The organism is Caecibacter sp. AF58-12pH5A (genome assembly GCF_027681725.1).
In the GTDB taxonomy this organism is placed as follows: Bacteria; Bacillota; Negativicutes; order Veillonellales; family Megasphaeraceae; genus Megasphaera; species Megasphaera hominis.
The window spans coordinates 30,068-56,114 of sequence record NZ_JAQDBC010000010.1; the positions used below are offsets into that span (position 1 = coordinate 30,068).

Here is a 26,047-nt window from a genome sequence, read left to right on the forward strand (position 1 = left end):
CACGTCGCTATTCTCTATGTGAATAGCAGGGCTGTATTGACAAGAATAATGAAAACAAGTATGATAAAATAGTAATTATTAATAAATATAGCTCGTAGCAAAGGGGGATATATCAGATGACAACAGAAACCAAAAAAGGCCCGTTCCGTTATGACGTGGTCGGCAGCTTTTTACGGACAGATCGCATCAAAGAAGCACGCCAGGCAGCAACGGCAGGCACACTGGACCCAGCCGGTCTGCGTCAGATTGAAGACGAAGAAATTACGAAGCTGATCGATAAAGAAATAGAAATTGGCCTCAAAGCCGTGACGGACGGGGAATTCCGCCGCAGCTACTGGCACCTCGATTTTCTGGAACAGCTCGAAGGGGTAGAGCACATTAAAGCCGAACACTGGTCCGTCGCCTTTAAAGGCCATCAGCCTAAGGCAGCAACGCTGCAAATTACAGATAAAGTAGATTTTGGTGACCACCCGTTCCTCAAGGACTTTGCCTTTGTCAAAGCCGCAGCTGGAGACCGGGCCGTAGCTAAATTTACTATCCCATCGCCGTCTATGCTGCATCTCATTTGCTGCGTCCGCGCTGAGGAATACCAGCCCATTCCGCGCTATGAAGACGAAGCCGTCCTCTTTGAAGACATTGCCAAAGCCTATCGCAAGGCCGTCCATGCCTTCTACGATGCAGGCTGCCGCTATCTCCAGCTCGACGACACGTCGTGGGGTGAATTCTGTGACGAAGAAAAACGCCAGGCCTATGCAGCCCGTGGCTTCGACCTGGACCGCATTGCCCGGGAATACGTCAAAGTCATTAACTACGCCATTGCCGATAAACCGGCTGATATGACCGTGACTATGCACATTTGCCGCGGCAACTTCCGCTCTACGTGGTTCTCGTCCGGCGGCTATGAACCGGTTGCAGAAATCCTCTTTGGTGGCTGCCACGTCGACGGGTTTTTCCTTGAATACGACTCAGACCGCGCCGGCGGCTTTGCACCGTTGCGCTTCATTCAGAACCAGAAGGTTGTCCTCGGCCTGGTAACGAGCAAGTTCCCGCAGCTTGAAAAGGAAAGCGACCTCATCGCCCGTATTGAAGAAGCCTCGCAGTACGTACCAAAGGACCAGCTCTGCCTGAGCCCGCAGTGCGGCTTTGCTTCGACAGAAGAAGGCAACGAAATGACGGCTGAACAGCAGTGGGACAAACTGCGTCTCATTAAGAGAACAGCTGAAAAGGTTTGGCCTGACGCCTAATAGGCAGATTCATCCAATTGCATACAAAAGACGCTATCGTGCAGATGGCGTCTTTTTATTTTTTTTCTTGCTAAAAATCCGAAATCGTACTATACTAGACATGTATTAATGTACGATTTCGGATTTTTAAGGAGTGATAGAATGGAAGATATACGCGCTATTATGCGCAAGCTGAGCATGGCTCTTAACAATATCGATGAAATCTACTACACAGATGTGGCTAAAATGGGTCTGGGCAAGTCTCTATTGTGGCTTCTCTATGCCCTCGACAATGGCGAAGCCCATTCGCAGCGGGAAATCTGCGCTCAGTGGGGCTTTCCCAAATCGACACTCAATTCGACAATCAAGCAGGCTGAAGCCAAGGGCTATTTGACGTTGACGCCCATTCCAGGCAAGCGCCGGGAAATGAGCATCCATCTTACGGCAGCCGGCGAGGCCTACGCCCATGCTGTTCTGGCTCCCATTTACGAAGCAGAGAACAAGGCCCTGGCCGAAACGGTAGCCTTCTATTCACCGGAATTTATCGAAGCCCTGGTATACTTCAATGGCCGCCTGAAGGCTGCCTTTGCAGAGCAGATTGCTGCCGCTCAGAAGGTTCTCGATAAGTCCTAAGAAAGGAACTAGTATGCGTACACTCATTCCATTTCTCAAACCCTATAAAGGCCTTATCCTGCTCATCCTGGTCATTACTATCGTCGACGTAGGCGGTACTCTCTATATTCCGACCCTCGTGGCAGACATGATTAACATTGGCGTCTACAGTGGCAACCTGGCCCTGGTCCTTCAGAAAGGGGCTCTCATGTTTGCCGTCGCCCTCGTCGCTGCAGCAGCGGCACTCTTATCCTGTTATTTATGCGTCCGCCTGTCAGCCCTCCTGGGCCGGGACCTGCGCAACGCCTTATACGACCACTCCCTGACCTTTTCGACGAGTGACTTTGAACGTATTGGCACAGGTTCCATGATTACGCGTACGCTTAGTGACGTCAGCGTCGTCCAGCAGGCCTTCATCTGGTCCCTGCAGATGATCCTGCCCGTACCGGCCATGTGTGCCTTAGGCGTCATCATGTCTTTTGCCATCAACCGGACCATGGGTCTGGTCATGATCGGCGTCACGGTCATCGTCTTAGGCGGTGCCATCATCATTACGCACAAAGCCTCCTTCATTTATGAAAAAATGCAAGGCTTCCTGGACCGTATCAACCTGGTCCTCAGGGAAAACGTCACGGGCATCCGCGTCATCCGGGCCTTCAATAAGGAGCAGTACGAAGAAAAACGGCTGCGTAAGACCTTTGAAGATTACGCCCTATCTGCTATTAAGGCGAACAGCCTCTTTTTCGGCTTGGAAAGCCTGGCTATTTTTGTCATGAATGCCTGCATCGTTTCCATCCTTTGGCTGGGCAGCAACCAAGTCGGCCTGGGACGCATGGCTATCGGCGATATTACGGCTGTGACGGAATATGCCTTGCTCATCCTCTTTTATATCATCATGGCCCAAATGGTTGTCATCGTCCTGCCACGCTCCCGTGTCTGCTTGCGACGCATTCATGAAGTCCTGCAGCAGTCGCCGGAAATCAGCGATGCTGCGACGACAGTACCGGTGCTTGCCGGAACAGAAACAGTGTGCCGCTTTGACCACGTATCCTTCCGCTTTCCCGACGCTGAAGCGGCAACCTTGTCGGACCTGACCTTTGCTTTGCGCCGTGGCACGACAACCGCCATCATTGGCAGTACCGGCAGCGGCAAGTCGACCATTGCCAAGCTGATCCTGCGCTTCCACGACGTGACAGGCGGTGCCATTGCTGTAGACGGTGTCGATGTACGCCGTTTGAGCCAGGAAGAGCTGCGTCAGCACATTGCTTATGTGCCGCAAAAGGCCTGGCTGTTTTCCGGTACGATTGCGGCCAACCTGCGCTATGGAAACGAAGACGCGACGCCGGCTGACATGTGGCATGCCCTGGATGTCGCCCAGGCCGGATTCGTCCGAAACCTGCCCGGCGGTCTCGACGCGCCTGTGGCCCAAGGGGGAACCAACTTCTCAGGCGGCCAGAAACAGCGTCTGGCTATTGCCCGGGCCCTGCTTAAAAAGGCGGATCTTTATATCTTTGACGATAGCTTTTCGGCCCTCGATTTCAAGACTGATGCGGCCTTGCGTCATGCCTTGGCAAAGGAAGTAGGCAAGAGTGCCGTCCTGATCATTGCCCAGCGCGTCAGCACCATCGCCCAGGCAGCGCAGATTCTCGTCCTCGACGATGGCAAAATGGCCGGTCTGGGCCGGCATGAAGACCTGGTGGCCTCGTGCCCGGTATACAGCCATATCGTAAGCTCACAGACGAAAGGAGGCGGCCTCCATGGCTGATGAAAAACAGGTTCCCCAGCGCAGCGACGCAGAACCACAGCTTGATTATGAATACAGCATCGAACGGCCCCAGGCAGCCGGTGAGACCTTGAAACGTCTTTGGCAGACCACGGCTTATGCCCATGGCCGATTGGTCCTCGTCCTGTGCTCGGTCCTTATCTATACAGCTCTCATGATTGCTGCCCCTTGGTACAGTGCCGGCATTGTCAACCTCCTTTGGGATAATATCAAAGCCAGTCAAAGCGTAGGCGCAGCCTTCCAGGTGACGTGGCACCAAGGGGGAGAGGAGATTGCCTTTTTGGCGCTCCTGTATTTTGGCGCCTGGCTTTTCTATACCTTTCAGTCGTACATGATGCTCACCTTTGCCGAAGGACTGAACCTGCGTTTGCGCACGGCTCTCAGTGAAAAGCTCAACCGTTTGCCCCTGTGCTATTTCGATGGCCAGCGGACCGGCGCTGTCCTGAGCCGCTTTACGAATGACCTGGATAAGGTATCTGAAGCCCTGCAAAATGGTATCTTGCGCCTCTTTACGTCGACAGGTCTCCTCATCGGCTCTGTGGTCATGATGTTTCAGTTTCACGCCGGCCTGGCGCTTGTCTTCATTGCCTTTGCCCTGCTAGCCGTCGTCGTCACCCGCCTCTTTTCCCGCGTGACCCTGGAACGGGCCAGCACACGCCAGCAAAAGCTCAGCCTCGTCACAGGCCTCATAGAAGAAGCCTACAGCGGACAGGTTTTGATCAAGGCCTTTACGCAGGAAAGGCGCAGCGCTGCCAAGGTCCATGCAGCTACAGAAGAACTGGCCCGGGCGACAGAAAAGGCAGACTTTGCCATCAACGCTATCGACCCGGCCATCCGCCTCATCAACCGGCTGGGGCAGGTGGTCATTGCTCTTTTTGCCAGCTATCTCCTCATTGGCGGCAGTCTCACAGTCGGCGCCTTCCAGGCCTTTTTCCAATACGTCAATCAGGCCTCTGAGCCTTTAACAGAGGCGTCGTACGTCATCAACTCCATGCAGTCTGCCCTGGCCTCGGCCGAACGGGTCTACGCGTTGTTGGATGAACCGGAAATGAGTGCCGATCCGGCCGTACCGGTAGCACTCACGCAGGCTAAAGGAAAAGTCGTTTTCGACCACGTACGCTTTGGCTATGCCGATGCGGCCGGGCCGGACCTTATGGCAGACATTGACTTTGCCGTCGCCCCGGGCCAGAAAATCGCCATCGTCGGCGCTACAGGAGCCGGCAAGACGACACTCATCAACCTCCTCATGCGCTTTTACGATGTCAAGAGCGGCCACATTTACTTAGACGACGTCGATACGGCCAGCCTTACGCGCCACGATCTGCGGGAAAACTTCGGCATGGTCCTGCAGGATACGTGGCTTTTCGAAGGTACTATTGCCGAAAATATCGCCTACGGGAAACCAGCCGCTACGCGGGCTGAGATCATCGCTGCTGCCAAGGCCGCCCGTGTGGATTTCTTCGTCCGTACCATGCCCAAGGGCTACGATACGATCGTCGAAAACGATAATGAAAATATTTCCACGGGCCAGCGCCAGCTCCTGACCATTGCCCGCGTCGTCCTGCGCAACCCGCCGGTTCTCATTCTCGACGAAGCGACGTCCAGTGTCGATACACGGACAGAAATGGAAATCAACCACGCCATGCGCGACCTCATGGCAGGCCGCACGGCCTTCATCATTGCCCATCGCTTGTCGACCATCGTCGATGCTGACAAGATTCTGGTCATGGACCACGGCGCCATTATCGAACAGGGGACCCATAGGGAACTCCTGCAAAAAGGTGGCGCTTATGCGGCCCTCTATAATAGCCAGTTTGCTCCGGTGTAGGCAGAAGCCGGCATACAAAAAACAGCCCGTGCGGGCTGTTTTTTTTGTAGCACTTATTCATTCCAATCGATGCCATTGCCATAAAAGCTGCTCGGCGTACTGGCCTGCTGGACCGTAAGGATGACCGGCAGGGAGGTTTGTGTCGAAATCCAGCGCTGCAGGCGGCTGGCGTCAGCCGGACTCATTGGCGAGTGTACCGAGACATAGGCCTGGAAGGCCGTTGCCGTCATTACCTTTTTCTCTACATCTACGTGCAGGAGCGTACTGCCTGTAATTTCCTGTACGTCCGGGAAGAGCACCGGCGCTTCCTTATTGAGATTTTGGAGAACGCTCTGATCGGCAACTTCCCGCTTGTACGAATCGTAGTATTGTGTGGCCAGGTCTTTATAGGAATGGCCGTCGCTGTCCTTTACGGCATTGGCCAGACGGGCATTGACGATTTCCTGTACCTGGTCCTGGTTGATGGAATTGACGTTACCCTGAACGATGCGCAGCTTTACGTCTTTCAGGTATGTGTAGTGGTTCAGCTTTTTTTGCAGATCTTCCATATCAGCCTTTGACAACGCCATGCCAACGACGTCGACGTTGAGCGTACCGTCTTCGAGATTGTAGGCGACGACGTTGGCCGAATCGAGATCCATATCCTGGGAAACGAAGGCCTGTACCTGGGAATCGCGGATATTGTCGTTTACTGTAAGGTAGGCCATGTAAATACTGGGAATGGTGATGATAAAGCCAACGGCAATGAGGACGTGCTGCTGGAAATGGTAATGGGCTTCAGAAATATCATGGGCCATGGGCACCTTGAGGGCCTTAAAAATGAGGAAGCTCGAAAAGGCGATAAAGAAGCCGTTAATGAAAAAGAGGTAAATGGCACCTGTAAAAAACTTGAACGACCCCATAGCCAGGCCGTAGCCGGCCGTACAGAGAGGCGGCATGAGGGCCGTCGCAATGGCTACGCCGGGGATAACGTTGCTTTTTTCCTTGCGCGTATTGCCAATGGCACCGGCAATGCCGCCACAGAGGGCAATGAGGACATCCCACGCCGTCGGTGCCGTGCGGGCCAGCATTTCCGGTGACGGTGTCGTAAGGGGCGTCAGGGAAAAATAAAGGCCTGACGTAATGAGAGCAAAGACAATCTGAAAAGACATTTTGACGACAGACCGTTTGAGGAAGTGGAGGTCATACGTAGCCATGCCGTAGCCGGTTGCGACAATGCCGCCCATGAGGGGCGAAATGAGCATGGCGCCGATGATGACGGCTACGCTGTTCATGTTGAGGCCAATGGAAGCAATGAGTATGGCCATAATCAAGATAATCAGGTTGGCCCCGGTGACAGACGAATCCGCTTCAATACGGTCGGCAATTTCACTGATAGGCGCGCTGTCCTTGCGTATATCGAGCACTTCTTTCCAATTTGACATAGACACAGAAGATCACATCCTTAAAAACATATATACTTATTATAATATGTATTCTCTATAGATAGCAATACGAAAAGAGAATTAATTGACAAAATAGCTTGTCATAGCCTATCATAAAAGAAAAGCCCTCCTGGCGCGCATACGAAAGAGGTGATTTCTATGTTATTTATCATTCTGATTGGCATTATCAGTTTCTTCGTCGCTGTCCTGGCTGTCCAAAACTCTATGGCCGTCCAGCTGTCCTTCTTTACGTGGACCTTTGATTCCAACCTGATCATCGTCGTTATCATTTCCGTCCTTGCCGGCCTGGTTATCGCTGCCTGCTGGGGCCTCAAGCTCAAGACCCAGTCCGCTTGGCGTACACATAAGCTCAACGATCAGATCCAAAAACTGACCAAAGAAAACAAAGCCCTGCAAGGCGAAATTGCGGCCCTTAAGCAGCAATTGCCAGACGCCGTGCCGGAACTGGAAGACAAAAAAGAAATAGTCAAGCCGTGAATAGAAAAACCTTTTCCCTGTTTTTTTGGCAGAGAAAAGGTTTTCTATTATTTCGTTGCTTTTTTTAGAATTTTATTTTCTTCTACCGGTGCCGTTTCCATTTCGACATCCGGTTCAGGGCTCGTCGTAAAGCCAATGACACGCCGCGGCTCTTCCGGATGCGGCCGTTTCACGGCAACGAGGAGCAAATTGAGCTGGGACAGATGCTGCAAGAGCTCTACGCGTGATCCGTCTTCCAGTTCACCGTAAAAGACGATCATGTTCGGATCCCAATAGCCGACATCCTGAATGGAGAAGGTAATGTTGCCTGCCGATACGAGGCGGCCCCCGGCCTGTAAATCATCGGGCAGATCTTCTTCAAACTTATTGATCAGCGTGACAACGCGGGCGTACATGTCAGATGCCAAATAAGGCGTTTCCGGATCTTCCTCGTCGTCTTCCCCAGGCGCTGGGGGCAGGATTGGTCAGGACGAGCTGCTTTTTGTCGCCGTCCAAAATAATACCTGCCGGCGGTGTGACGATTGTCGCCGTATCATCGAGCACCGCTGTGTTTTCCGTAGCTTCCGCCGTTTTCGGTACGACAGTCGTTTCTATATCTTTCTTCGTTTCTTCCGTCATGATACATCACCTCTTATCATAGCTATTCGACATGAGAAAGGGGAAATCCTGCTATGGACCGGGGCGGGAAAAAAGATTGTCACTTTTCCCAAAAAGGTATATCATATAAAGATACAAGAAAGGAATTGATAATTATGAAAAAATGGATCATCGCTCTGGCTCTTAGCCTGTGCTGCACCATGCCGGCCCTGGCCGCAGATTGGGATTTTATGAACACCGATGCAGAAGGCTTGCAATATTACGTCGATAACCAGACTGCCGTCAAGACTCCGGAACGGGCTGTCATCTGGACGAAAATCGTCCGCAAGGACGGCTCGTATACCCTTGACCAATGGGCTATCCTGCACGAACAAAAAGAAATTGCCCTCATGAAATACGAAGTCTACAATGCTGCAGGTAAACGCATTCTTTCACGCAATGTAGGAGCCAAGAAAATCGAATGGAAGCCGATCAAACCGGGTATAGCCGAAGAACTGTACCAATCCATTTGGGAAACGGCACAACCGGCTGCAACGAAATAAGAAAACACGCAAAAACGCAAGTACGGGCACGGCGCCTGGCCTTGCGTTTTTTTGTTTGCCATAGATGGAAAAATCTAAATGATATAAACCAAGGCGGCTGAGGTAGCTCTTTTCTGTAAAATGTTTGTCAATCTCCTTTGCAAATACAAATCATGCGAAAGAGATATCACAACATAATTGAAAATTCTATTTTGTTATATTATAATAAAAGTATAAAGTACACCATATAACTCATCTTTACCTACGTTGAAAGGGGGCACTTCCTATGCAGCAATCAGCACTGTCCCAACAACAGTCTCTGCCGGTTTCTCAGCTGCCATATTCTGTACATGCCCAGCGGTATGTCATCCGTATTCGTACGGCGTGTGCCATGATAGCAGAGGATTTGATTCAATTGAAAGCTTCGCTTTTTTCCGTCTTTGATGCGGAAACGCGGGCTTCCGTATTTTTCAGTATCACGAATATAGAAGATGAGGTACAGGATATAAAAAAATCCCTGACAACTATGACGGGGCTCGATTCGATTGACCTTGTATGCAGCCGCATTCAGAGCAAGCTGCAGAGCATCCGTATGGAACTTGCCAATTCCCTCGATATTAGCGAATACAAGAAAGCCCGTAAAGAGCTGACCGATATTGCTTCGCGTATTCAATACGTAGAGGTTTGCATCCTCCGTATGATCTAGACTGATTTAAAAAAGAGCTATCTTTTCCTTAAAATAAGGAGAAGATAGCTCTTTTTTGCTTTCATTTCATTCATAAGAAATAAATAATAATTAAATCTTTTTGTAAGTTAATATAAATTATTCTATAATAAATTTAATCAATCATTAAGAATATTTATCTATAAGAAAAGAAGAGTAAATATCTATAATGATTAATACCCTGCAAAAGGAAAAGGTACGTATTCGATGTATCTGGAGCAGCGCAGCAGCATTTTCGTGGAAAAACCTGCTAAGACTGGAAAGGTGCTTGGGAGGCGCATTTGACAGTCCGTTTCCACAGTGAAGGTGATGTGTGTCAGCTCTGGAATGTTCTGTTTTTTGAAAGTGGGGACCCATGATGACAAATAGAAACAAACCCGTGCAGACGCGGGCACGGCCAATGGCAGCTGCTTGATGGGGCGTATGCAGCAAGGGCCGGAACGTACACCTGGCCGCAGGTTGCGCGCTACGCAGGAATGCCTGGCTAAGGGGCTGACGGGGTATTCAAACCCGTTGTTAGGTGTAGGAAGTGTAATCTGACGGACTTACGTACAGCACTGGGATAAGAGGAATCCCAAGTAGTATGTAAGTATGGAAACGACCCGGCAGTAATAAGTTTATACGTTTTATGAAACGAAATAGTAGAGGATTATTATACTGGAATAAACATATTTTATTTTACAATGCAATATGTTTATAAGTGGGTACTATTAGCGAGCATCAGCAAGGAGGAAAAAATGAATAGAGTTTACAAGGTTATCTTTAACCGTGTGAAAGGAAGATATGAGGTTGTTTCCGAATTAGCAAAAAATGGGGGAAAAGCCTCAGGCCATTCTTTCTTCACAACGATGGTTGGTTCTGGTGGGAAACTAACCAAGAGCGTCGTATTAGCCCTGCTTTTGTTGGGGAGCAGTTACGGGGTTACTGCGGCAACGGTCCATGATGGGGACACCTTGACGGGCAGTACGAATATTACGGTCACGAAGGATGATACAACAAACGATATTGTCATCACTGCGACGGGCTTGGCAACAACGGCTGACGTGAATGCGAATAAGACGGATATTACAGCAAACACGACACAAATCGATGCCAACAAAAAACAGATCAGCACCAATACAACCAATATTGCTACAAATAAACAGCAGATTGATGCCAATACCACACAGATTAACACGAATACGTCAGCTATCAATACGAACGCAGAAGATATTGCTACACTGCAGGCGGCCAATACGGCCTTAGGCGTAGATACGGATAAACAAGGCATAAAATATTTCCGTACCAAGGCCAGCGGCGCTGATGCAACCGCAACGGGTGATAAGGCCATTGCCATTGGCGAAAGTGCCCAAGCCACAGCAGAAAACGCTGTCGCCATGGGTGAAGAAGCTAAAGCCCAGTCTGCCGCTGCTGTAGCGCTCGGTGCCAAGGCAGAGGTCGTTTCACAGGCGAAAAATGGCATTGCCCTGGGAACGGGATCGATTACAGGCTCCCGCGCCGGTATGACGGCAGATGACGGCTCTCCCAGGTCATTATCGTAGGCGGCGGCGAAAATAGCGTTTCCATCGGTAATAGTGCCAATGCCCGTGGCAACTCGGCTATTGCCTTAGGGGATAATGCCGTCGTCATGAACGATGCCTTAGGTAATAACAAGATTACCAATAATGGCATTGCCATCGGCACGAAGACCATGACCGTCTCGGAAAACGGCGTAGCCATGGGGAACGAAGCGAAGGTCAAAGGAAACAGCCCGGCTGCCATGGCCATCGGTAACAAGGCTCTGGCAGAAAAAGCCAATGCCTTGGCTTTGGGTTCTGAAGCACAGGCGACCTATGGCGATAGTTTGGCCATCGGTTCCGGAGCAAAATCGACATATATTGAAACCGTTGCAGTTGGTAAAAATACCCTCGCTAAAGGGAATCAGGCCATTGCCTTGGGCAGTGGCACGACGGCTAACGCAGATAACGTCGTATCCATCGGCCATGCAGCCGTTGCTGATGCGGAATTTTCAGTAGCCATAGGGGAAACGGCTGGCGCAGGCATGGTAGGTGACCCCAACCACGTCAATGGTTCCCATGTGGTTATCGGCAGACGGGCCGGCCAGAATATTAACGGCTCTGAAGATATCGCCTTAGGCGTCGATGCCGGTAGTAATGTAAAAGGCAATTATAATATCGCCATCGGTTCTGCAGCCGGTACCTTCCTGGGCGATAATACGGCAGGCTCAACAGATAACTCCCTGGCTGGCTATAACGTGTCCCTGGGCTATCATGCGAATAACTATAGTGCCGCCACGGCAATTTCTGAAGCCACAGCCTTAGGTGCCAATACGGTAGCGAAAACACACGGTACAGCTGTAGGCGCTACGTCGAAAGCCACTGCCAATGGAGCGACGGCCGTAGGCTTTACGTCCCTGGCAGAAGGGGAAAAATCTATGGCCCTTGGCGAAGAATCCATTGCCCGTGGTACAGGCAATGTAGCCATCGGCGGTGGTGCCCTGGCTACAGCCGCTATGGCGTCGGGTAATGCCTTCCTGACGAATACGACGGCGACACAGGTCGTTTCTGTAGGCAATGGTGCATCCATGAGCGATTACGGGTATCGCCGCATCGTCAACGTAGCTGACGGCGCTGCCGATCAGGATGCCGTTACGGTAAAACAGCTGAAAGCCTTACAGTCCAATTTCTTTACAGAAATCCAGAAACACGATCCCAGTACGACGAGTGGCAACGCTGTGACCTATTCTGGCAGCAATAATGAATATGTCAAACTCAAGGATACGAATGGCAATGCCGTACAGATTCAAAATGTAAAAGATGGCGTCGATGCAGGCGATGCTGTGAATAAGGGGCAGTTGGACAAGGCTGTCGATAATGCCAAGGTCCATTACTACTCCGTAAAAACGGATGATACGCAGACGCCAAAAAATAACTACAACAATGATGGTGCCGTAGGGGCCGATTCTTTGGCCATGGGCGTTAATGCCAAAGCGACCAATGAACGGAGCATGGCCGTAGGCAATAATGTCACAGCCGAAAGCGATGGCAGCATTGCCGTCGGTGTTGGTTATAAGAATACAGACGGTACGATGAGCGAAACGAAAGCAGAAACGGGCTATCAGTATAATACGGCCATCGGTGCCGGTGCCCAGACTGCCGGCGATAATTCCCTCTCTATCGGCACGCGTGCGGCCGTTAAGCAGAAAAACGGCTCGGCTGCCAACAGCAGTAAGGAATCCATTGCCATTGGCTACCTTTCGGAAACGTCCGATACGCGGGGAATCGCCATGGGGGCAGAAGCCAGGAGTGTAGCCAAAGGCGCCAATGCCATTGGTGACCGGGCAAACGCATCGGGCATCGATTCCATTGCCATCGGCACCAAAGCCGTCGATGCGCTCTCTACCAATTCCATCGCCATGGGCACCAGTGCCACTGTAGAAAAAGGCAGCAGCGCTGCCGTCATCGGCAATGGTTCGGCTGCTACCAATGCGGTCAATGCCAATGTGTTTGGCACAGGCAGTTCCGTTACCAATGGGAAGGACGATGACACCGTAAACAACAACAGCCTCATCGGCAACAGCAACAAAATCACCAGAAACGATGCCCAGTCGATTACCAATGTTACCGTCAGTGGTAACACCAATACGGTACAAGGGATTTCTGATGACAGCAGTGCCGCCGATGCAGCTAAGATCGATAAAATCAACATTACTGGTACGAATAACACTGTAACTCTCAGCAACAATGGCCTGCCTATCGAAGACGTGACCATTATGGGGAACGGCAATATGATAGCACCGCCCTTAAAACATGATCCAAATGCCAAAGCCCTCTCCAATATTCAGATCCTCGGCTCTAACGTAACCGCCACGCTGGGTAATTCTGTATACCTGGGCACAGGCTCCACTGCCGTAGCCGGCGCAACGGCCCAAACGGCAGGCGCAGGTACCTATAATGATGTCTACGGCGTAGCCGCTAAGAAAGCCGATGGTGTCGTTACGATCGGCAGCGTCGGCCACGAACGGCGCCTGCAAAACCTGGCCTCCGGTCTCGTCAGCGAAACCAGTACGGATGCCGTCAACGGCAGCCAGCTCTATCTGCGCACGTTGCCCCTGCGCTTTGCCGGGGACAACTCGACCATCGGCGCTACAGCTGAAGCAGACCAGAATGTCATCCACCGTGCTTCCAACCAGGCCATGTCTATCGTCGGCGGTGCCAGCGTCAGCAACCTGAGCGACAACAATATTGGCGTCATTTCCAATACGTCGGATAATACCCTGACAGTGAAACTGGCCAAAGACCTGACCGGCCTTACCAGCGTCACTACAGGCGATACGAAGCTGACAACGAATGGCCTGACCATCACGGGCGGCCCGTCTATTACCAAGACCGGTATCAACGCAGGTGGCAAGCAGATCACTAACGTAGCCAGTGGCGGCACGGTAGATTCGAACGGCGCCAACATCGGCGATATTAAGGCTGCCATCAATACGGCCACTACCAATATTACGAATACGCTGACGACAAAGGGCTTTGGCCTGACAGCAGAAGATGGCAATACAGTGCACAAAAACCTCGGTGAAAACGTCGAAGTCGTCGGCGACAGCAAAAACATTTCCACTAAGGTCAATAACGGCAAGGTAGAAGTTTCCCTGAATGACGACATTTCCGTTACCAGCGTGACGACTACCGACGCTGCCGGCAACAAGACGGTTACGACCGGCGCAGGCACGACCATGACCGATACAACAGGAAATCAGACCGTCATCAACGCCCAGGGCATAACGATCACGCCAAAGAATCCGGGCACAGGGAAGACGCCTGTCAGCCTGACCGGCAGTGGCCTCGATAACGGCGGCAACCAGATTCACAACGTCTCTGCCGGTACAGCCGGTACAGATGCCGTCAACGTCAGCCAGCTCAAGGACGAAATTGCCAAGAACGCCACGAAGATGGCCAATGGCAAGAATACCAACGTCACGGGTACAGGCACGGCGGCAGATCCCTTCAAAGTCAACGTCAATGACAATCTGGTCCTCGGCGAAACAGGCACGAGCGGTATTGACGGCTCCGTCGACGTCCATAGCAAAGACGGTTCGTCCGTTTCCATCAAAGACGGTGCCATCGGCCTGAGCGGTGCTAACGGCGCCAATGCCTTGACACTGAAGAGCGATAAAGGTGCAGCCGGTGTGACGGGCACAGACGGCCTGACCCGCATTACCTACGTCGATGGTAACCAAACGAACCATCAGGTAGCTACCCTCGACGACGGCTTGAAGTTTGCCGGCAACACCGGCAGTGCAGCCAAAAAACTGAACGAAACCATGACCATCAAGGGTACGGGCACAAAAGAAGACAGCGCCTATAGCTCGGAAAACATCAAAACCATCGTCGATCAGGGCGATTTGATCATCGCCATGGATAAGAACCTCAAGGCCGACTCCCTCACCGTTGGCGGCAAAGGGGCAGACGGTAAGGACGGCGTCGACGGTTCTATTGGCGTAAAAGGCAAGGACGGCAAGGATGGCGTAACCATTTCCTCCGCCGGCAAGGATGGCAAAGACGGTACAGACGGCCATATTGGCATCAACGGCAAGGACGGTGCGTCTGCAGATATTCACGTCGTCAAAGGTGCCAACGGTGTCGATGGTACTGACGGCTATAACGGCAAGGACGGCATCGACCGTATCGTTTACGAAGACCACAATGGCAATACCCAGACCGTAGCTACCTTAAATGATGGCATGAAATACGGTGGCGATACAGGAACCGTCATTAACAAGAAGCTGAACGAACAAGTAAACGTCGTAGGCGGCATTACGGACGAAGCCAAATTGACTACTGCAGATAACATCGGCGTTGTCTCCGACGGCAATAGCAACCTCAAGGTTCGTCTCTCTAAAGACCTGACAGGCCTCAATAGCGTTACCTCTACGATCATCAACGGCGACACCATTCACGCCGGTGATACGGTCACTATCAACAACCAGGGCATTGACATGGGCGACACGAAAATTACGAACCTGAAGAATGGCGATATTTCTTCTACCTCGACGGATGCCGTAAATGGCGGTCAGCTCTATAGGCTGCAATCCCGTCTGGGCACGCAGATCAATCGCGTCGGCGCCAGTGCGGCTGCCTTATCTGCCCTCCATCCCCTGGACTTTGATCCGGACGACAAGTGGGACTTTGCTGCCGGTTATGGCAACTACAAGAATGCCAATGCCGTAGCTATCGGTGCCTACTATCGTCCCAACGAAGACACCATGTTTAGCGTAGGCGGTTCCTTCGCCGGTGGTGAAAACATGGTCAACGTCGGTGTCAGCTGGAAATTTGGCCAGACGAACCGCGTCTCCCGGTCACGCGTTTCCATGGCGAAAGATCTTCTGGCGATGAAGCAGCAGATTGAAGTATTGACGAAGAAATTAGCGGCCTATGAAACAGGCCAGCCGGCCAAAGCTACAGCACCGGCAACCGGCTCAGTAAACTTCCCGGATGTGCCGGAAAATCATTGGGCGTACCAGTATGTGAAGTCCTTGGCAGCAAGAGGCTATCTTAAAGGCTATCCTGATGGCGAATTCAAAGGCGACCGCACGATGACACGCTACGAATACGCAGCCATCATCTATAGAGCCCTGCAGAATGGCGCACCTTCTGATGGCTATATGACACGCTCTGTAGACGAATTCGGACCGGAACTGGTTAAAGTACAGAATATCGACCGCTTCCGCGTAGACCGTATCTCTGGTCAAGATAACGACCGCAATAAGGTGGAACGTGTCCGGGTCAACGACCAAGACAACAAAGCACAAAATGAATACCGTGATGTATATGGTTCGCACATTACTAAATAGTTAGCCACAGCTTTATAGGAGCTATACAAAAAGGAGACCTTGACGGGTCTCTTTTTTGTATGACTGTTTTTGAGGAAGTGAAACGTAATACGTAATTATTCTATTAGATACTATATCTGAAAACAATAAAATTACTAAAAAATAAAAAATATTACTTGAAAGAAAGAACAATTAATTATAAAATGAAATTGAATCATTGCTTTTTTCTTATAAAAGAAGAAGTCTGCATAATGCACGCCATGTGCAAACGAAAAAATGTAATGGGATCGGCGCTACGACGCCAAGCTGGCACAACGGAGAGAAGAACCTGCTAAAGACCGTACGCCGCGTGGGGAAGTCGTACCGTTTGGAATAACCGGTTGTCCCTATGCAAAGGCCTGCTGACGGCCAGCACCCATCCCAGAGGTTCTGTATTTCGAAAGTGGGGGTCTACTATGACAAAAAGAACAACAATCCTACGCTCTTTGATCATCTCCTGTCTCCTCTGCGGCACCGCAGCCGTACCAGCCTTTGCTACGGCTGTGACGCTGGAGGGTTTAGTTTCGGAGGCAACGGTTACCGGCAATAGTGACACAGGGACGCCAAGCGGGAATACGGTGACTGGCGATGGCATTTCATCGAGCGGCCTGGAGGAATTGGATGGAGGTTTATATGTGAATGACGCAGATGACTCCAGCAATAATACCGTAACACTGAAGAACAGCAACCTTTCCATTTTAATAGTTGGCGGTAACACGAAAAACGGTCAGGCTGAGGGAAATAAAGTATATGTATCCAACTCTGATGAAAAATCCAATTCCAGTATCAGAGGCGGTTCATCTGAAACGGGAAATGTCGTAGGAAACGTGGTCGAGTTCGACGGGGGGCCTGCTTATAATATCATTGGCGGCAGCACGGGTTCAGGCGTGGCATCCGGCAATATTGTCAATGTCAAAGCGGGAACAACCTTCAATGAAATTCATGGCGGCTACAGCGCAAATGGCGCAGGGGCAGTTTCCGGAAATACCGTTACCCTGGATGCAGTAACTGGAGCAGCTACGGTCATTACCGGCGGAACGACCTATGGCGATGCTAAAGACAATACACTTACCATTACCAAGAATTTTACGGGCAAAAGCAATGCGGCATATGGCGGTCAGGGCATGAGGGATGTCACGGGCAACAAGGTGACCATGTCCGGTGGAACCGTATACAGTCTGGCAGGCGGATACAATGAAGGCGACGGCCTCACAGAAAATAATAGTGCCGAAATGGACGGCGGCAAAGCCAATATCGTGTATGGTGCATTTGCGCAGCAGGGGACAATTAATGATAATAAGCTGACAATCAATGACGGAACTATCGGAGCTGCCTATGGTGGTTATGGTGCTTTTGGTACAATCAGCAACAATAAGGTCATCATGTCGGGCGGACAGACCGATTCCTCTATAAGTCTTTCTGGTACGATGAGTGAAGGAAATGAAGGAGGTGTTTTTGGCGGTGCTGCTTTTGTCGGGACAGTTGAAAACAACGGTGTAAAAATCTCCGGCGGCCAGGTGGGCGGCAATGTGTATGGCGGCTGGGTCAGCAAATATGCTGATGAAATGGACAGCAATTCCAACGTTTCTTCCAATACCGTGGAGATTTCCAATGTGACTCTTCCTGGCGAAGTCTACGGCGGCTACACACCTAAAGGCGACGCCACGGGCAACGCGGTCACCATCGAAAGCGGCACGATCAATAATAACGTCTACGGCGGCAGCACGGCCAAAGGGGATGCCAATGGCAACTCCGTCACGATCCAAGGCGGGACGATTGAAATGTCTGGCGGGACGACGAGCGCCAAGGTCATTGGCGGGGAATCCGTGTCCGGCAGCGCCAATAACAATACCGTCACTATGACTGGCGGGAGTGCTTCGGCCAATGTGATCGGCGGCTATGCTGATAGTGCAAACAAGGACGGAACGGGCACTGGCACGGCCAATGGAAATATCGTGAAGATCTCCGGCGGCACGGTCGATGGGGAAGTCACGGGCGGTCTTTCCACTGGCTCAGGCTCTGCTTCTGGAAACCAGGTGATCATATCCGATTCAGGAAGCATTGCCGGAAATAGACAGATTATAGCGGGCCATGCATCTGGCACAGGCACAGCGGATAACAATATACTGACCCTGGAATCCGGTTCTGTTTCCGGGAATGCTTACGGAGGCCTCTCGGATGGCAGTACGGCTACGGGCAATACTGTGAAAGTGGCTCTCACAGGTACTGCTTCCATCACAAGCGCCGTTGGCGGCAGAGGCCAGACGGGAGCCAGTGACAATAAAGTCATCATGACCAGCGGAACGGCGCAGTCGATTACCGCAGGATATGCCGAGACAGGCGATGCTTCGCATAATACCGTAGAAATGAGCGGCGGTACGTCCACGCTCGTTGCAGCTGCTCAGAGCGGAGACGGCAACGCCACAGGCAATACAGTCTCCATGACTGGCGGAACTGCATGGGAAGTCATTGCCGGCTATGGCCGTACGGGAGCTTCTGGAAATACGGTGACCATCTCCGGCGGAACAGTCGGAGGGGGTACAGAATCCGTTTTTGGTGGAAAGTCGGAAAACGGAGATGCCGTCTCCAATACCGTTATGATCAAAGGCGGTGACGTCAGTGGTGATATCTACGGCGGCCAGGCAGGCGACGACACAAATGGCGAAGGCAAGGCGGATAACAACACGGTTACCATAGAATCCGGGAACACTGCCGGAAGAGTCTTTGGCGGTGACTCCGAAATGGGTTCAGCTTCCGGCAATACAGTCACCATTGATGCCACAGGTACGGGAACACTGTCTGAGGTAGATGGCGGCAAGGGCAGAACCACAGCGCAGGACAATAAGGTCATTTTCAATGGCGGCACAGCAGGCACACTGTATGGCGGAAACGTTGTGGGCCATACAGATGGCAAGCAGGGCGCTGTCAATAATACCGTTGAAGTCAATGGCGGCACGGTCACAATGACTATCGGCGGAGTTTCCGGGGTTGCAGCGACCGGCAATACCGTAACCGTCACAGGCGGGGACGCGGGAATGGTTATGGGTGCCATGGCCAGTGGCAAGGCTTCCGGGAATAAAGTCGTTATTTCCGGCGGTACAACCGGCAGTACGTATTTCGGCGTGGCAGGCGGCGTTACAATACTGGGGAATGATGCCATTTCCAATACAGTCACTATTTCCGGCGGTGAAATCAAGAACGATGTCATGGGCGGGTATGCTATGACCAGCGGTTCTTCCTCAGGAAATGCCAATGGAAATACGGTCAATTTCTCCGGCGGTACGCTTGACACCGGCATCTACGGCGGCAAATCTGACGCCGGTGCAGCCGATGACAACACGGTCAATATTCTTGCTGGCACGCTTAATCCGGAAATGAGCCTCTACGGCGGCTACAGCACAACCGAAAGCAAAAACAACACGTACAACATGTACACCAAAGGCCAAACCGTCAAAGACTTCGCCTACTTCCAAAACCTGAATTTCTACGTCCCGGAAAACACGACGGCCGGTGAAACCATGCTCACCGTCACAGGAAATGCAGACACTGAAGCGGCTGCTGCGACAACCCTCCTCGCCGTGAATAACCAGACCACCACAGATGGCACGACAGACCTCACCGATGCCACCGTCCTTGGCGGCGTTCAGCGCACGACGAAACTGAACCCAGGCGAAGAAATCAACCTCCTCTATAACGCCAACGGCCTCACCACAGACGGTACCACCTACGGCACCATAGAAGGATTAGACACCGTCACGTCGGCAGGCTTCATCAACCATACAGCCATTGTTAAACAGAAGGATGCCAACACGATTATCCTCACGATACCGAAAGAGGACAAGGGCAGCCTCGATCCGGACACCAAGGTGATTCCGGAAGATCGGGAACACAGCATCAATATGCTCAAAAACGCAGCCGATCTTCTGACGGATGAAGCGTACCGCTCGGCTGCTACGGCTTGGGAAGAAGGTCATTCCGTAGAAGCGAAATTCGTACCCTACGCCGTACTCGGCGGCCACAACCTGCGCTACGAAACAGGTTCCTATGTCGATAGTGACGGTATGGCTACGAATATCGGCTTCGTCCGCCGCATTGCCCACACAGGCCATACGGATACGCTCATGCCTTTCTTTGAATACGGCATGAGCCATTACGACAGCCACCTCGATAACGGTGCCAGAGGTGACGGCAAGCAGCACTATACAGGTGCTGGCCTTCTGATGCGGCGCGACCAAGCCGACGGCCTCTATTATGAAGGCGCCCTCCGTGCCGGCCGTGTTTCCGGTGACTTCCGCGGCATCATTGCCGACGCTCATGCGTCGTACAATACGAACGCGCCGTACATGGCAGCGCAGGCCGGTATCGGCAAGATTATCGGTCATGGCCGCGACACGTACGATTACTACGGCAAATTCTTCTGGTCTCACCTAGGCAGTGACAGCACCACCGTCCACAGCGTCTACGGCGATGCCAACTACGACCTCGATTCTATCAATTCGTACCGCACGCGTCTGGGAATGCGCTGGACGAGAAACTTTGACGCACGAAGAGCCTTCTACGCCGGCCTCGGCTGGGATTATGAATTTGATAGCGAAGCTAACGCCACGTACCAAGGCTGGCGCACAGAAAGCCCGACCGTCAAGGGATCGAGCGGCTTCCTGGAACTGGGCTGGCGCAGTAAGATCACCCAGGACAACCCGTGGGGCGTCGACCTCCGGCTCACCGGCTGGGCAGGCAAACAACACGGCGCCACCTATTACGCCACGATTTCCAGAGCTTTCTAATCACGTCCAACTCATATATAAGCGATACAAAAAGGAGACCTTTCGGGGCCTCCTTTTTGCAGGTATAGAACTGTCAGGAAATTAAACGTTATACGAATGTCGTGCAGTAAATACTATTTCAAAAGAAGATAGAATTACCATAAAATAACCAATATCACTTGCAAAGGAAAACAATTAATTATAAAATAAAATTGGATTACTGGTTTTTTCTTATGAAAGAAATACCATGTACAAACGAAAAAATGTAATGGGATCCGGCATTATTAAGAGAAGCTGGCAAAACGTAGAGAATAACCTGCTAACGTCTGTATGCTATGTGGGGAAGACATACCATATGGACTAACTATTTTTTCTGCCTAAGGGCCTGCTGACGGCGACTGCCAATCCCGAAGGTCATGTGTTTTGAAAGTGGGGGTCTACTATGACGACAAGAAAAAATGTATTACGTTCCTTAATCATTTCCTGTTTGCTCTGTGGCACTGTAACACTGCCGGCCTTTGCTGAAGTAACGGTAACCGGTTCTATTACCCAGGCAGAAACTACTGGTAACAGTGACACTGGTTCAGCCAGCAGCAACACATTGAACGTGACCAATGCCACGCAAGGCATTGATAAAGCAACCATTTATGGCGGCAAGACCGCCGATGAACAAGCGGGCAGCTCAGCAAACAACACAGTAACAGTCTCGAACAGCAACATTCAAGGCACCGAAATTATTGGTGGATCCTCATCCGGAGTGGCTGACAGCAATACAGTCATCATAGAGAGTACAAGTAAAGTTGGCTCCGTCTTAGGTGGTGCTAACAATACGGCTACGAATAACCGGGTGGAAATGTATGGTTCTTCAGGCAATATCTCCGGCGGCTTTACGGATGCAGGCGACGCGAATGGAAACTATGTCCTTATTGACACAGCAGCCGGCACTGTCGGGATGACCCATGGTGGGAACAGCCTGGGAAGAGGGGATGCCAATGACAACACGGTGGAAATCAAAAGTGGCACCGTGAATCAAGCCATTGGCGGCAGTGGCAAAAACACAGCAAATAACCGTGTCATCATGAGTGGCGGGACTGATCAATATATGCTCGTAGGCGGCTATGCCAATGGGTATGGAGGAACGTCTTCCAATAACCATGTCAGCCTCACCGGCGGCGAAATTACGTATAGTGATAGTCAATACCCCGCTGCCAGCGGCGGCTGGGCTCCCTTTGGCAACGCTGACTAGAATAGTGTAGAAATCAGCGGCACGGCATCGGTAACGAACGGAAACGTCTACGGTGGTGGATCCCTGCTGGGCACAGCGACCAACAATACCGTCAAAATTTCCGGCGGCACCGTGGGAGGAAGGGTAGCTGGTGGCGCTGTAATAAATTACACTTCCGTTTACGGGACTGTGAGTCCTTTGAATAGTACCGGAAACAGCGTGGAAATCAGTGGCAATGCTACTGTTTCCGGCAACGTATATGGCGGTTATGTAAGCCTTTTTGCTGACTCCTATGGACCTGCGCCTGCGGTGTCTGCATCCATAGGCAACGCGTCCCAAAACACTGTCAAGATTTCTGACGTGACCCTTTCCGGCAACGCCTACGGCGGTTACACCGAAAGCGGCACAGCCTCAGATAACACCGTTTCCCTCACCCATACCACTGCCGAAAACCAGATGCAAGAAATCGTCGGCGGCCGGGCCCTCATCGGCACCGCCTCGGGCAACAGCGTGACCGTCGATCAGGGATCCTATTTCAATGTCTTCGGCGGCGCCACAGGCTCAGCCAACGAATACCAATCCATCAATGCAGCCGTATCTGGCGTGACAGAAAACGGTGACGCCACAGGCAATACACTCATCGTCAAAGGCGGCACTATCTTTACTGCAGCCGCCGGCCGGGCCAATGGACTGATATATACCGACACAGAAGGCAATGAAGTCAACCTCCCGAAAGGGGACGCTATCGGCAACCACCTCTACGTCTATGATGGCGACCTCACCGTGGCTGTCGGCGGCTACGGCGGTGCAAACGTCAAGGATAATACAGCCACCATGAGCGGCGGCACCGCAGCAAGGCTCGTCGGCGGCGCTACTATTCTAGGCGATGAAGGGACCATTTCAGGAAACCACGTTTCCCTTAGCGGCGGTACCGTTACCTACTATGTCATAGGCGGGGAAGGTGCTGAAGCCGATGGTGTAAGCACTGTTTCAGATAATAGTGTCGCTATTTCCGGTGGTACAGTCGCACAGAATGTAGCTGCCGGCACGACGGTCAGTGGCGATGCTATCGGCAACACCCTGACTATCTCAGGTGGTACTATTGGCACGACGGCAGGAGAGACGAACTACATTGTTGGTGGTGCTTCGGTAGAAGGCGCAGCTAACGACAACACCGTCACCATTACTGGTGGCACACTAGGCTCCATGATGAGCCTCTACGGTGGTTTTAGCGATAACGAAAGTACAGGCAATACGCTCAACCTGTACACGAAACCCAATACGGTAAAGAATTTGGACTATTTCCAAAACCTTAATTTCTACGTCCCTGAAGCTACTACAGCAGGTGAAACGATGCTCACCGTCACCGATACAGCGGACGTTTCCAATGCCACCGTTCTCGGCGGTGTCCAACGAACGACCAAGCTGCAGCCTGGCGATGTTATCAACCTCATTTACGACACCAACGCCATCAACACAGAGAATACCCAATATGGTGTCCTCAAAGGCCTGGATACGGTTACCTCGCAGGGCTACATAAATCATAAAGTCATTACTAAGAAATGGGATGCCAATACCATCGTCCTTACGATTCCTAAAGAAGACAAGGGCAGCCTCGATCCGGGCACCAAGGTGATTCCGGAAGACCGGGAACACAGCATCAACATGCTCAAAAACGCAGCGGACCTCCTGACGGATGAAGCCTACCGCTCCGCCGCCACAGCCTGGGAAGAAGGTCACTCCGTTGAAGCGAAATTCGTGCCCTATGCAGTACTCGGCGGTCACAACCTGCGCTATGAAACAGGCTCCTACGTCGATAGTGACGGTATGGCTACAAATATCGGCTTCGTCCGCCGCATTGCCCACACAGGCCATACGGATACGATTATGCCCTTCTTTGAATACGGCATGAGCCACTACGACAGCCACCTCGACAACGGTGCCAGAGGAGACGGCAAGCAGCACTATACAGGCGCTGGTCTTCTGATGCGGCGCGACTTAAAAGATGGCCTTTACTACGAAGGCGCCCTGCGTGCCGGCCGTGTTTCCGGTGACTTCCGCGGCATCATTGCCGACGCTCATGCGTCGTACAACACAAATGCCCCGTACCTGGCAGCGCAGGCCGGTATCGGCAAGATTATCGGTCACGGCCGCGATACGTACGATTATTACGGCAAATTCTTCTGGTCTCACCTGGGCAGTGATACCACCACCGTCCACAGCGTCTACGGCGATGCCAACTACGACCTCGATTCCATCAATTCGTACCGCACGCGTCTGGGAATGCGCTGGACGAGAAACTTTGACGAACGAAGAGCCTTCTATACCGGACTCGGCTGGGATTATGAATTCGATAGCGAGGCCAACGCCACGTACCAAGGCTGGCGTACAGAAAGCCCGACTGTCAAGGGATCGAGCGGCTTCCTGGAACTGGGCTGGCGCAGCAAGATCACCCAGAACAACCCGTGGGGCATCGACCTCCGGTTCACCGGCTGGGCAGGCAAACAACACGGTGCCACCTATTATGCAACGATCAGTAGAGCGTTTTAGAAGAGAAAAATGCACCGTAACCGCCCTCCAGGCATCTTGTGGCCTGATTAGCATCCTTTCTGCTCCCAAAGGACCATTATATGAAAAGACACAAATTACCTTGCATCGTACTCGCTATACTTTTATTTTTATTTCTTTATTCCGAAGGATGTTTTTCGGTATTAGAAGGCACGATAAATACCTATATCATCTCTCATAAAACCTATCAGCCATACATCCATGCTGACAATTATATAAACGCTGCCATACACAGCGAATCGGGATACGAAAATTTTGACTACAAGGATTATTTTACGAAGAAATCCTATAATCAATTATCCCTAAAAACCAAGAGCAACTTCTCGGAACTGAAATCTAAAGAAATTCGTTTTAGAACCATTTACCAAGAAGAAGACAAATCGGATCACTCCATCATTTATATTGACGGCTTTTTGTATCAAAAATATAACCACTACTATCTGGTTTCTGTAGAGCAGGTAACCGCAATCAGAGAAAACAATAGCTGGAAAATAATTGAAGGTACACAACCTGTCAGTAATGATTGGTATGGTGATAACATCTCATCAACTTATTACCCTGGGTAATGTAATATCAAAGGATTTACTATTTAATTTTATCAATGTAAAAGCCCGTCTGAGTAGGCTCAGATGGGCTTTTTCCTCCCACAAATACATACTAGAGGAGAGATCTCATACGCATATTCGAATTCTCTTTTCTAATCCAGGCGTTTCTTGAAATTCAAAAGATACTCCTTCAACTCCTCACGTAGCCAGATTACTAAGGAGTATTCATAGGTTTATCAAATACAATAAACGCAGCACAAAAAGGAGACCTTTCGGGGCCTCCTTTTTGTGTCGGGACAGGGCCTTATGCAATTAAACGTTATACGAATGCCGGTATGTAAAATGCATGTAATTTCGAACAAAATCACTTGAATAAGGCATACTGGCTGTACTATACTTTTAGCATCTGCAAGCCTAATAACTAATCGAAATGGGGGGATTCCCAATGTTCAGCTTTTTCGGCAAAGCCCGGGCCTTTTCAGGTCAGCAATATCGTGACGACATAAAAGACCTGTGCCAGCAAATCCTGGCCTATACGACCGGCCTCAAAGCTGCCTTGATGGCAGCCTCAGAAATCAGCATCACGTCACCTGTCTTTATGTGTGTCAATCGCATAGAAAGTGAAACTTACCAGATTATGAGTGCCTTGGCGACCAAACGCGGCCAAGCCCTTATGATAGCAGCCTGTCAAAATATCAACACCCATGTGAGGCAACTGGAACAAGAAATCCCCCTGGGCCTTTACTTTAGTGAAATCGGCTCTATACGCACAGCAGCCAACGCCATTTCCCGCATCATCGTTCAGGAACTCTAAACGAATACGAAAGCCCGTATAAGAAAACCACGCAGCCGTCGACGCTGCGTG

Annotated in this window: 17 protein-coding genes and 1 pseudogene; 15 read left to right on the forward strand and 3 right to left on the reverse strand. The window is 51.2% G+C overall.

From position 1 onward, the window contains the following. Positions 1–116: 116 nt before the first annotated feature. From PGX44_RS06425 to PGX44_RS06440, 4 genes are all read left to right on the forward strand, one after another. Positions 117–1,244: a 5-methyltetrahydropteroyltriglutamate--homocysteine S-methyltransferase gene (locus PGX44_RS06425; protein WP_289002252.1), complete on the forward strand. Its 1,128-nt coding sequence runs from the start codon at positions 117–119 to the stop codon at positions 1,242–1,244. Positions 1,245–1,385: 141 nt separating this feature from the next. After that, a complete protein-coding gene (locus tag PGX44_RS06430) occupies positions 1,386–1,856 on the forward strand; it encodes a MarR family winged helix-turn-helix transcriptional regulator (RefSeq protein WP_498854698.1) in 471 nt (156 codons plus the stop codon). 13 nt (positions 1,857–1,869) lie between these two features. Continuing rightward, complete coding sequence (locus PGX44_RS06435) at positions 1,870–3,600, forward strand: ABC transporter ATP-binding protein (protein ID WP_498854699.1); 1,731 nt, start codon at positions 1,870–1,872, stop codon at positions 3,598–3,600. Next, on the forward strand, positions 3,593–5,446 hold the full coding sequence (locus tag PGX44_RS06440) for an ABC transporter ATP-binding protein (protein ID WP_498854700.1): 1,854 nt from the start codon (positions 3,593–3,595) through the stop codon (positions 5,444–5,446). Before PGX44_RS06435 ends, PGX44_RS06440 begins: the two co-directional genes overlap by 8 nt. A gap of 53 nt (positions 5,447–5,499) precedes the next feature. Here PGX44_RS06440 and PGX44_RS06445 read toward each other — a convergent pair whose 3' ends face one another. After that, on the reverse strand, positions 5,500–6,870 hold the full coding sequence (locus PGX44_RS06445) for a DUF389 domain-containing protein (protein WP_498854729.1): 1,371 nt from the start codon (positions 6,868–6,870) through the stop codon (positions 5,500–5,502). 159 nt (positions 6,871–7,029) lie between these two features. Between PGX44_RS06445 and PGX44_RS06450 the strand changes: the two genes are divergently transcribed. Then, positions 7,030–7,368 carry a LapA family protein gene (locus PGX44_RS06450; RefSeq protein ID WP_498854701.1) on the forward strand — a complete coding sequence of 113 codons (339 nt, stop codon included), beginning with the start codon at positions 7,030–7,032 and terminating at the stop codon, positions 7,366–7,368. Between the two features lie 47 nt (positions 7,369–7,415). On the opposite strand, the gene PGX44_RS06455 is transcribed toward PGX44_RS06450, so the two are convergent. Then, on the reverse strand, positions 7,416–7,775 hold the full coding sequence (locus PGX44_RS06455) for a DUF6173 family protein (RefSeq protein ID WP_498854702.1): 360 nt from the start codon (positions 7,773–7,775) through the stop codon (positions 7,416–7,418). Further along, positions 7,765–7,986 carry a hypothetical protein gene (locus PGX44_RS06460; protein ID WP_498854703.1) on the reverse strand — a complete coding sequence of 74 codons (222 nt, stop codon included), beginning with the start codon at positions 7,984–7,986 and terminating at the stop codon, positions 7,765–7,767. The genes PGX44_RS06455 and PGX44_RS06460 overlap by 11 nt, the downstream gene beginning before the upstream one ends. A 134-nt stretch (positions 7,987–8,120) precedes the next feature. Between PGX44_RS06460 and PGX44_RS06465 the strand changes: the two genes are divergently transcribed. The 10 genes and pseudogenes from PGX44_RS06465 (at position 8,121) to PGX44_RS06510 (ending at position 25,996) form a co-directional block, all read left to right on the forward strand. Then, positions 8,121–8,507, forward strand: a complete 387-nt coding sequence (locus PGX44_RS06465) for a hypothetical protein (RefSeq protein WP_186502705.1) — start codon at positions 8,121–8,123, stop codon at positions 8,505–8,507. Positions 8,508–8,772: 265 nt separating this feature from the next. Beyond that, entirely contained in the window at positions 8,773–9,192 is a 420-nt protein-coding gene (locus PGX44_RS06470) for a hypothetical protein (RefSeq protein ID WP_498854704.1), read from the forward strand. Positions 9,193–9,947: 755 nt separating this feature from the next. Further along, positions 9,948–10,751, forward strand: coding sequence for an ESPR domain-containing protein (locus PGX44_RS06475; RefSeq protein WP_498854705.1), 804 nt, complete (start codon positions 9,948–9,950; stop codon positions 10,749–10,751). Further along, positions 10,745–10,822, forward strand: a pseudogene (locus tag PGX44_RS06480) (hypothetical protein); the annotation flags it as partial. The gene PGX44_RS06475 and the pseudogene PGX44_RS06480, both read left to right, overlap by 7 nt. 15 nt (positions 10,823–10,837) lie before the next feature. Next, positions 10,838–16,063 carry a YadA-like family protein gene (locus tag PGX44_RS06485; RefSeq protein ID WP_498854706.1) on the forward strand — a complete coding sequence of 1,742 codons (5,226 nt, stop codon included), beginning with the start codon at positions 10,838–10,840 and terminating at the stop codon, positions 16,061–16,063. A gap of 434 nt (positions 16,064–16,497) precedes the next feature. Further along, positions 16,498–20,865 carry a beta strand repeat-containing protein gene (locus PGX44_RS06490; protein WP_498854707.1) on the forward strand — a complete coding sequence of 1,456 codons (4,368 nt, stop codon included), beginning with the start codon at positions 16,498–16,500 and terminating at the stop codon, positions 20,863–20,865. Positions 20,866–21,286: 421 nt separating this feature from the next. Continuing rightward, positions 21,287–22,090 carry a hypothetical protein gene (locus tag PGX44_RS06495; protein WP_498854708.1) on the forward strand — a complete coding sequence of 268 codons (804 nt, stop codon included), beginning with the start codon at positions 21,287–21,289 and terminating at the stop codon, positions 22,088–22,090. 177 nt (positions 22,091–22,267) lie between these two features. Next, positions 22,268–24,619, forward strand: a complete 2,352-nt coding sequence (locus tag PGX44_RS06500; protein ID WP_498854709.1) for a hypothetical protein — start codon at positions 22,268–22,270, stop codon at positions 24,617–24,619. 80 nt (positions 24,620–24,699) lie between these two features. Continuing rightward, the gene (locus tag PGX44_RS06505; RefSeq protein ID WP_498854710.1) at positions 24,700–25,203 is read left to right on the forward strand and encodes a hypothetical protein; all 504 of its coding nucleotides are present in this window, start codon (positions 24,700–24,702) and stop codon (positions 25,201–25,203) included. A gap of 424 nt (positions 25,204–25,627) precedes the next feature. Continuing rightward, positions 25,628–25,996 (forward strand): hypothetical protein, encoded by a 369-nt coding sequence (locus tag PGX44_RS06510; protein ID WP_498854711.1) that lies wholly within the window; start codon positions 25,628–25,630, stop codon positions 25,994–25,996. Positions 25,997–26,047: the final 51 nt, after the last annotated feature.

Coding starts and splice junctions, on each gene's coding strand:
- PGX44_RS06425 (WP_289002252.1), top strand. CDS start 117: ATGACAACAGAAACCAAAAAAGGCCCGTTCCGTTATGACGTGGTCGGC.
- PGX44_RS06430 (WP_498854698.1), top strand. CDS start 1,386: ATGGAAGATATACGCGCTATTATGCGCAAGCTGAGCATGGCTCTTAAC.
- PGX44_RS06435 (WP_498854699.1), top strand. CDS start 1,870: ATGCGTACACTCATTCCATTTCTCAAACCCTATAAAGGCCTTATCCTG.
- PGX44_RS06440 (WP_498854700.1), top strand. CDS start 3,593: ATGGCTGATGAAAAACAGGTTCCCCAGCGCAGCGACGCAGAACCACAG.
- PGX44_RS06445 (WP_498854729.1), bottom strand. CDS start 6,870: ATGTCAAATTGGAAAGAAGTGCTCGATATACGCAAGGACAGCGCGCCT.
- PGX44_RS06450 (WP_498854701.1), top strand. CDS start 7,030: ATGTTATTTATCATTCTGATTGGCATTATCAGTTTCTTCGTCGCTGTC.
- PGX44_RS06460 (WP_498854703.1), bottom strand. CDS start 7,986: ATGACGGAAGAAACGAAGAAAGATATAGAAACGACTGTCGTACCGAAA.
- PGX44_RS06465 (WP_186502705.1), top strand. CDS start 8,121: ATGAAAAAATGGATCATCGCTCTGGCTCTTAGCCTGTGCTGCACCATG.
- PGX44_RS06470 (WP_498854704.1), top strand. CDS start 8,773: ATGCAGCAATCAGCACTGTCCCAACAACAGTCTCTGCCGGTTTCTCAG.
- PGX44_RS06475 (WP_498854705.1), top strand. CDS start 9,948: ATGAATAGAGTTTACAAGGTTATCTTTAACCGTGTGAAAGGAAGATAT.
- PGX44_RS06485 (WP_498854706.1), top strand. CDS start 10,838: ATGAACGATGCCTTAGGTAATAACAAGATTACCAATAATGGCATTGCC.
- PGX44_RS06490 (WP_498854707.1), top strand. CDS start 16,498: ATGACAAAAAGAACAACAATCCTACGCTCTTTGATCATCTCCTGTCTC.
- PGX44_RS06495 (WP_498854708.1), top strand. CDS start 21,287: ATGACGACAAGAAAAAATGTATTACGTTCCTTAATCATTTCCTGTTTG.
- PGX44_RS06505 (WP_498854710.1), top strand. CDS start 24,700: ATGAAAAGACACAAATTACCTTGCATCGTACTCGCTATACTTTTATTT.
- PGX44_RS06510 (WP_498854711.1), top strand. CDS start 25,628: ATGTTCAGCTTTTTCGGCAAAGCCCGGGCCTTTTCAGGTCAGCAATAT.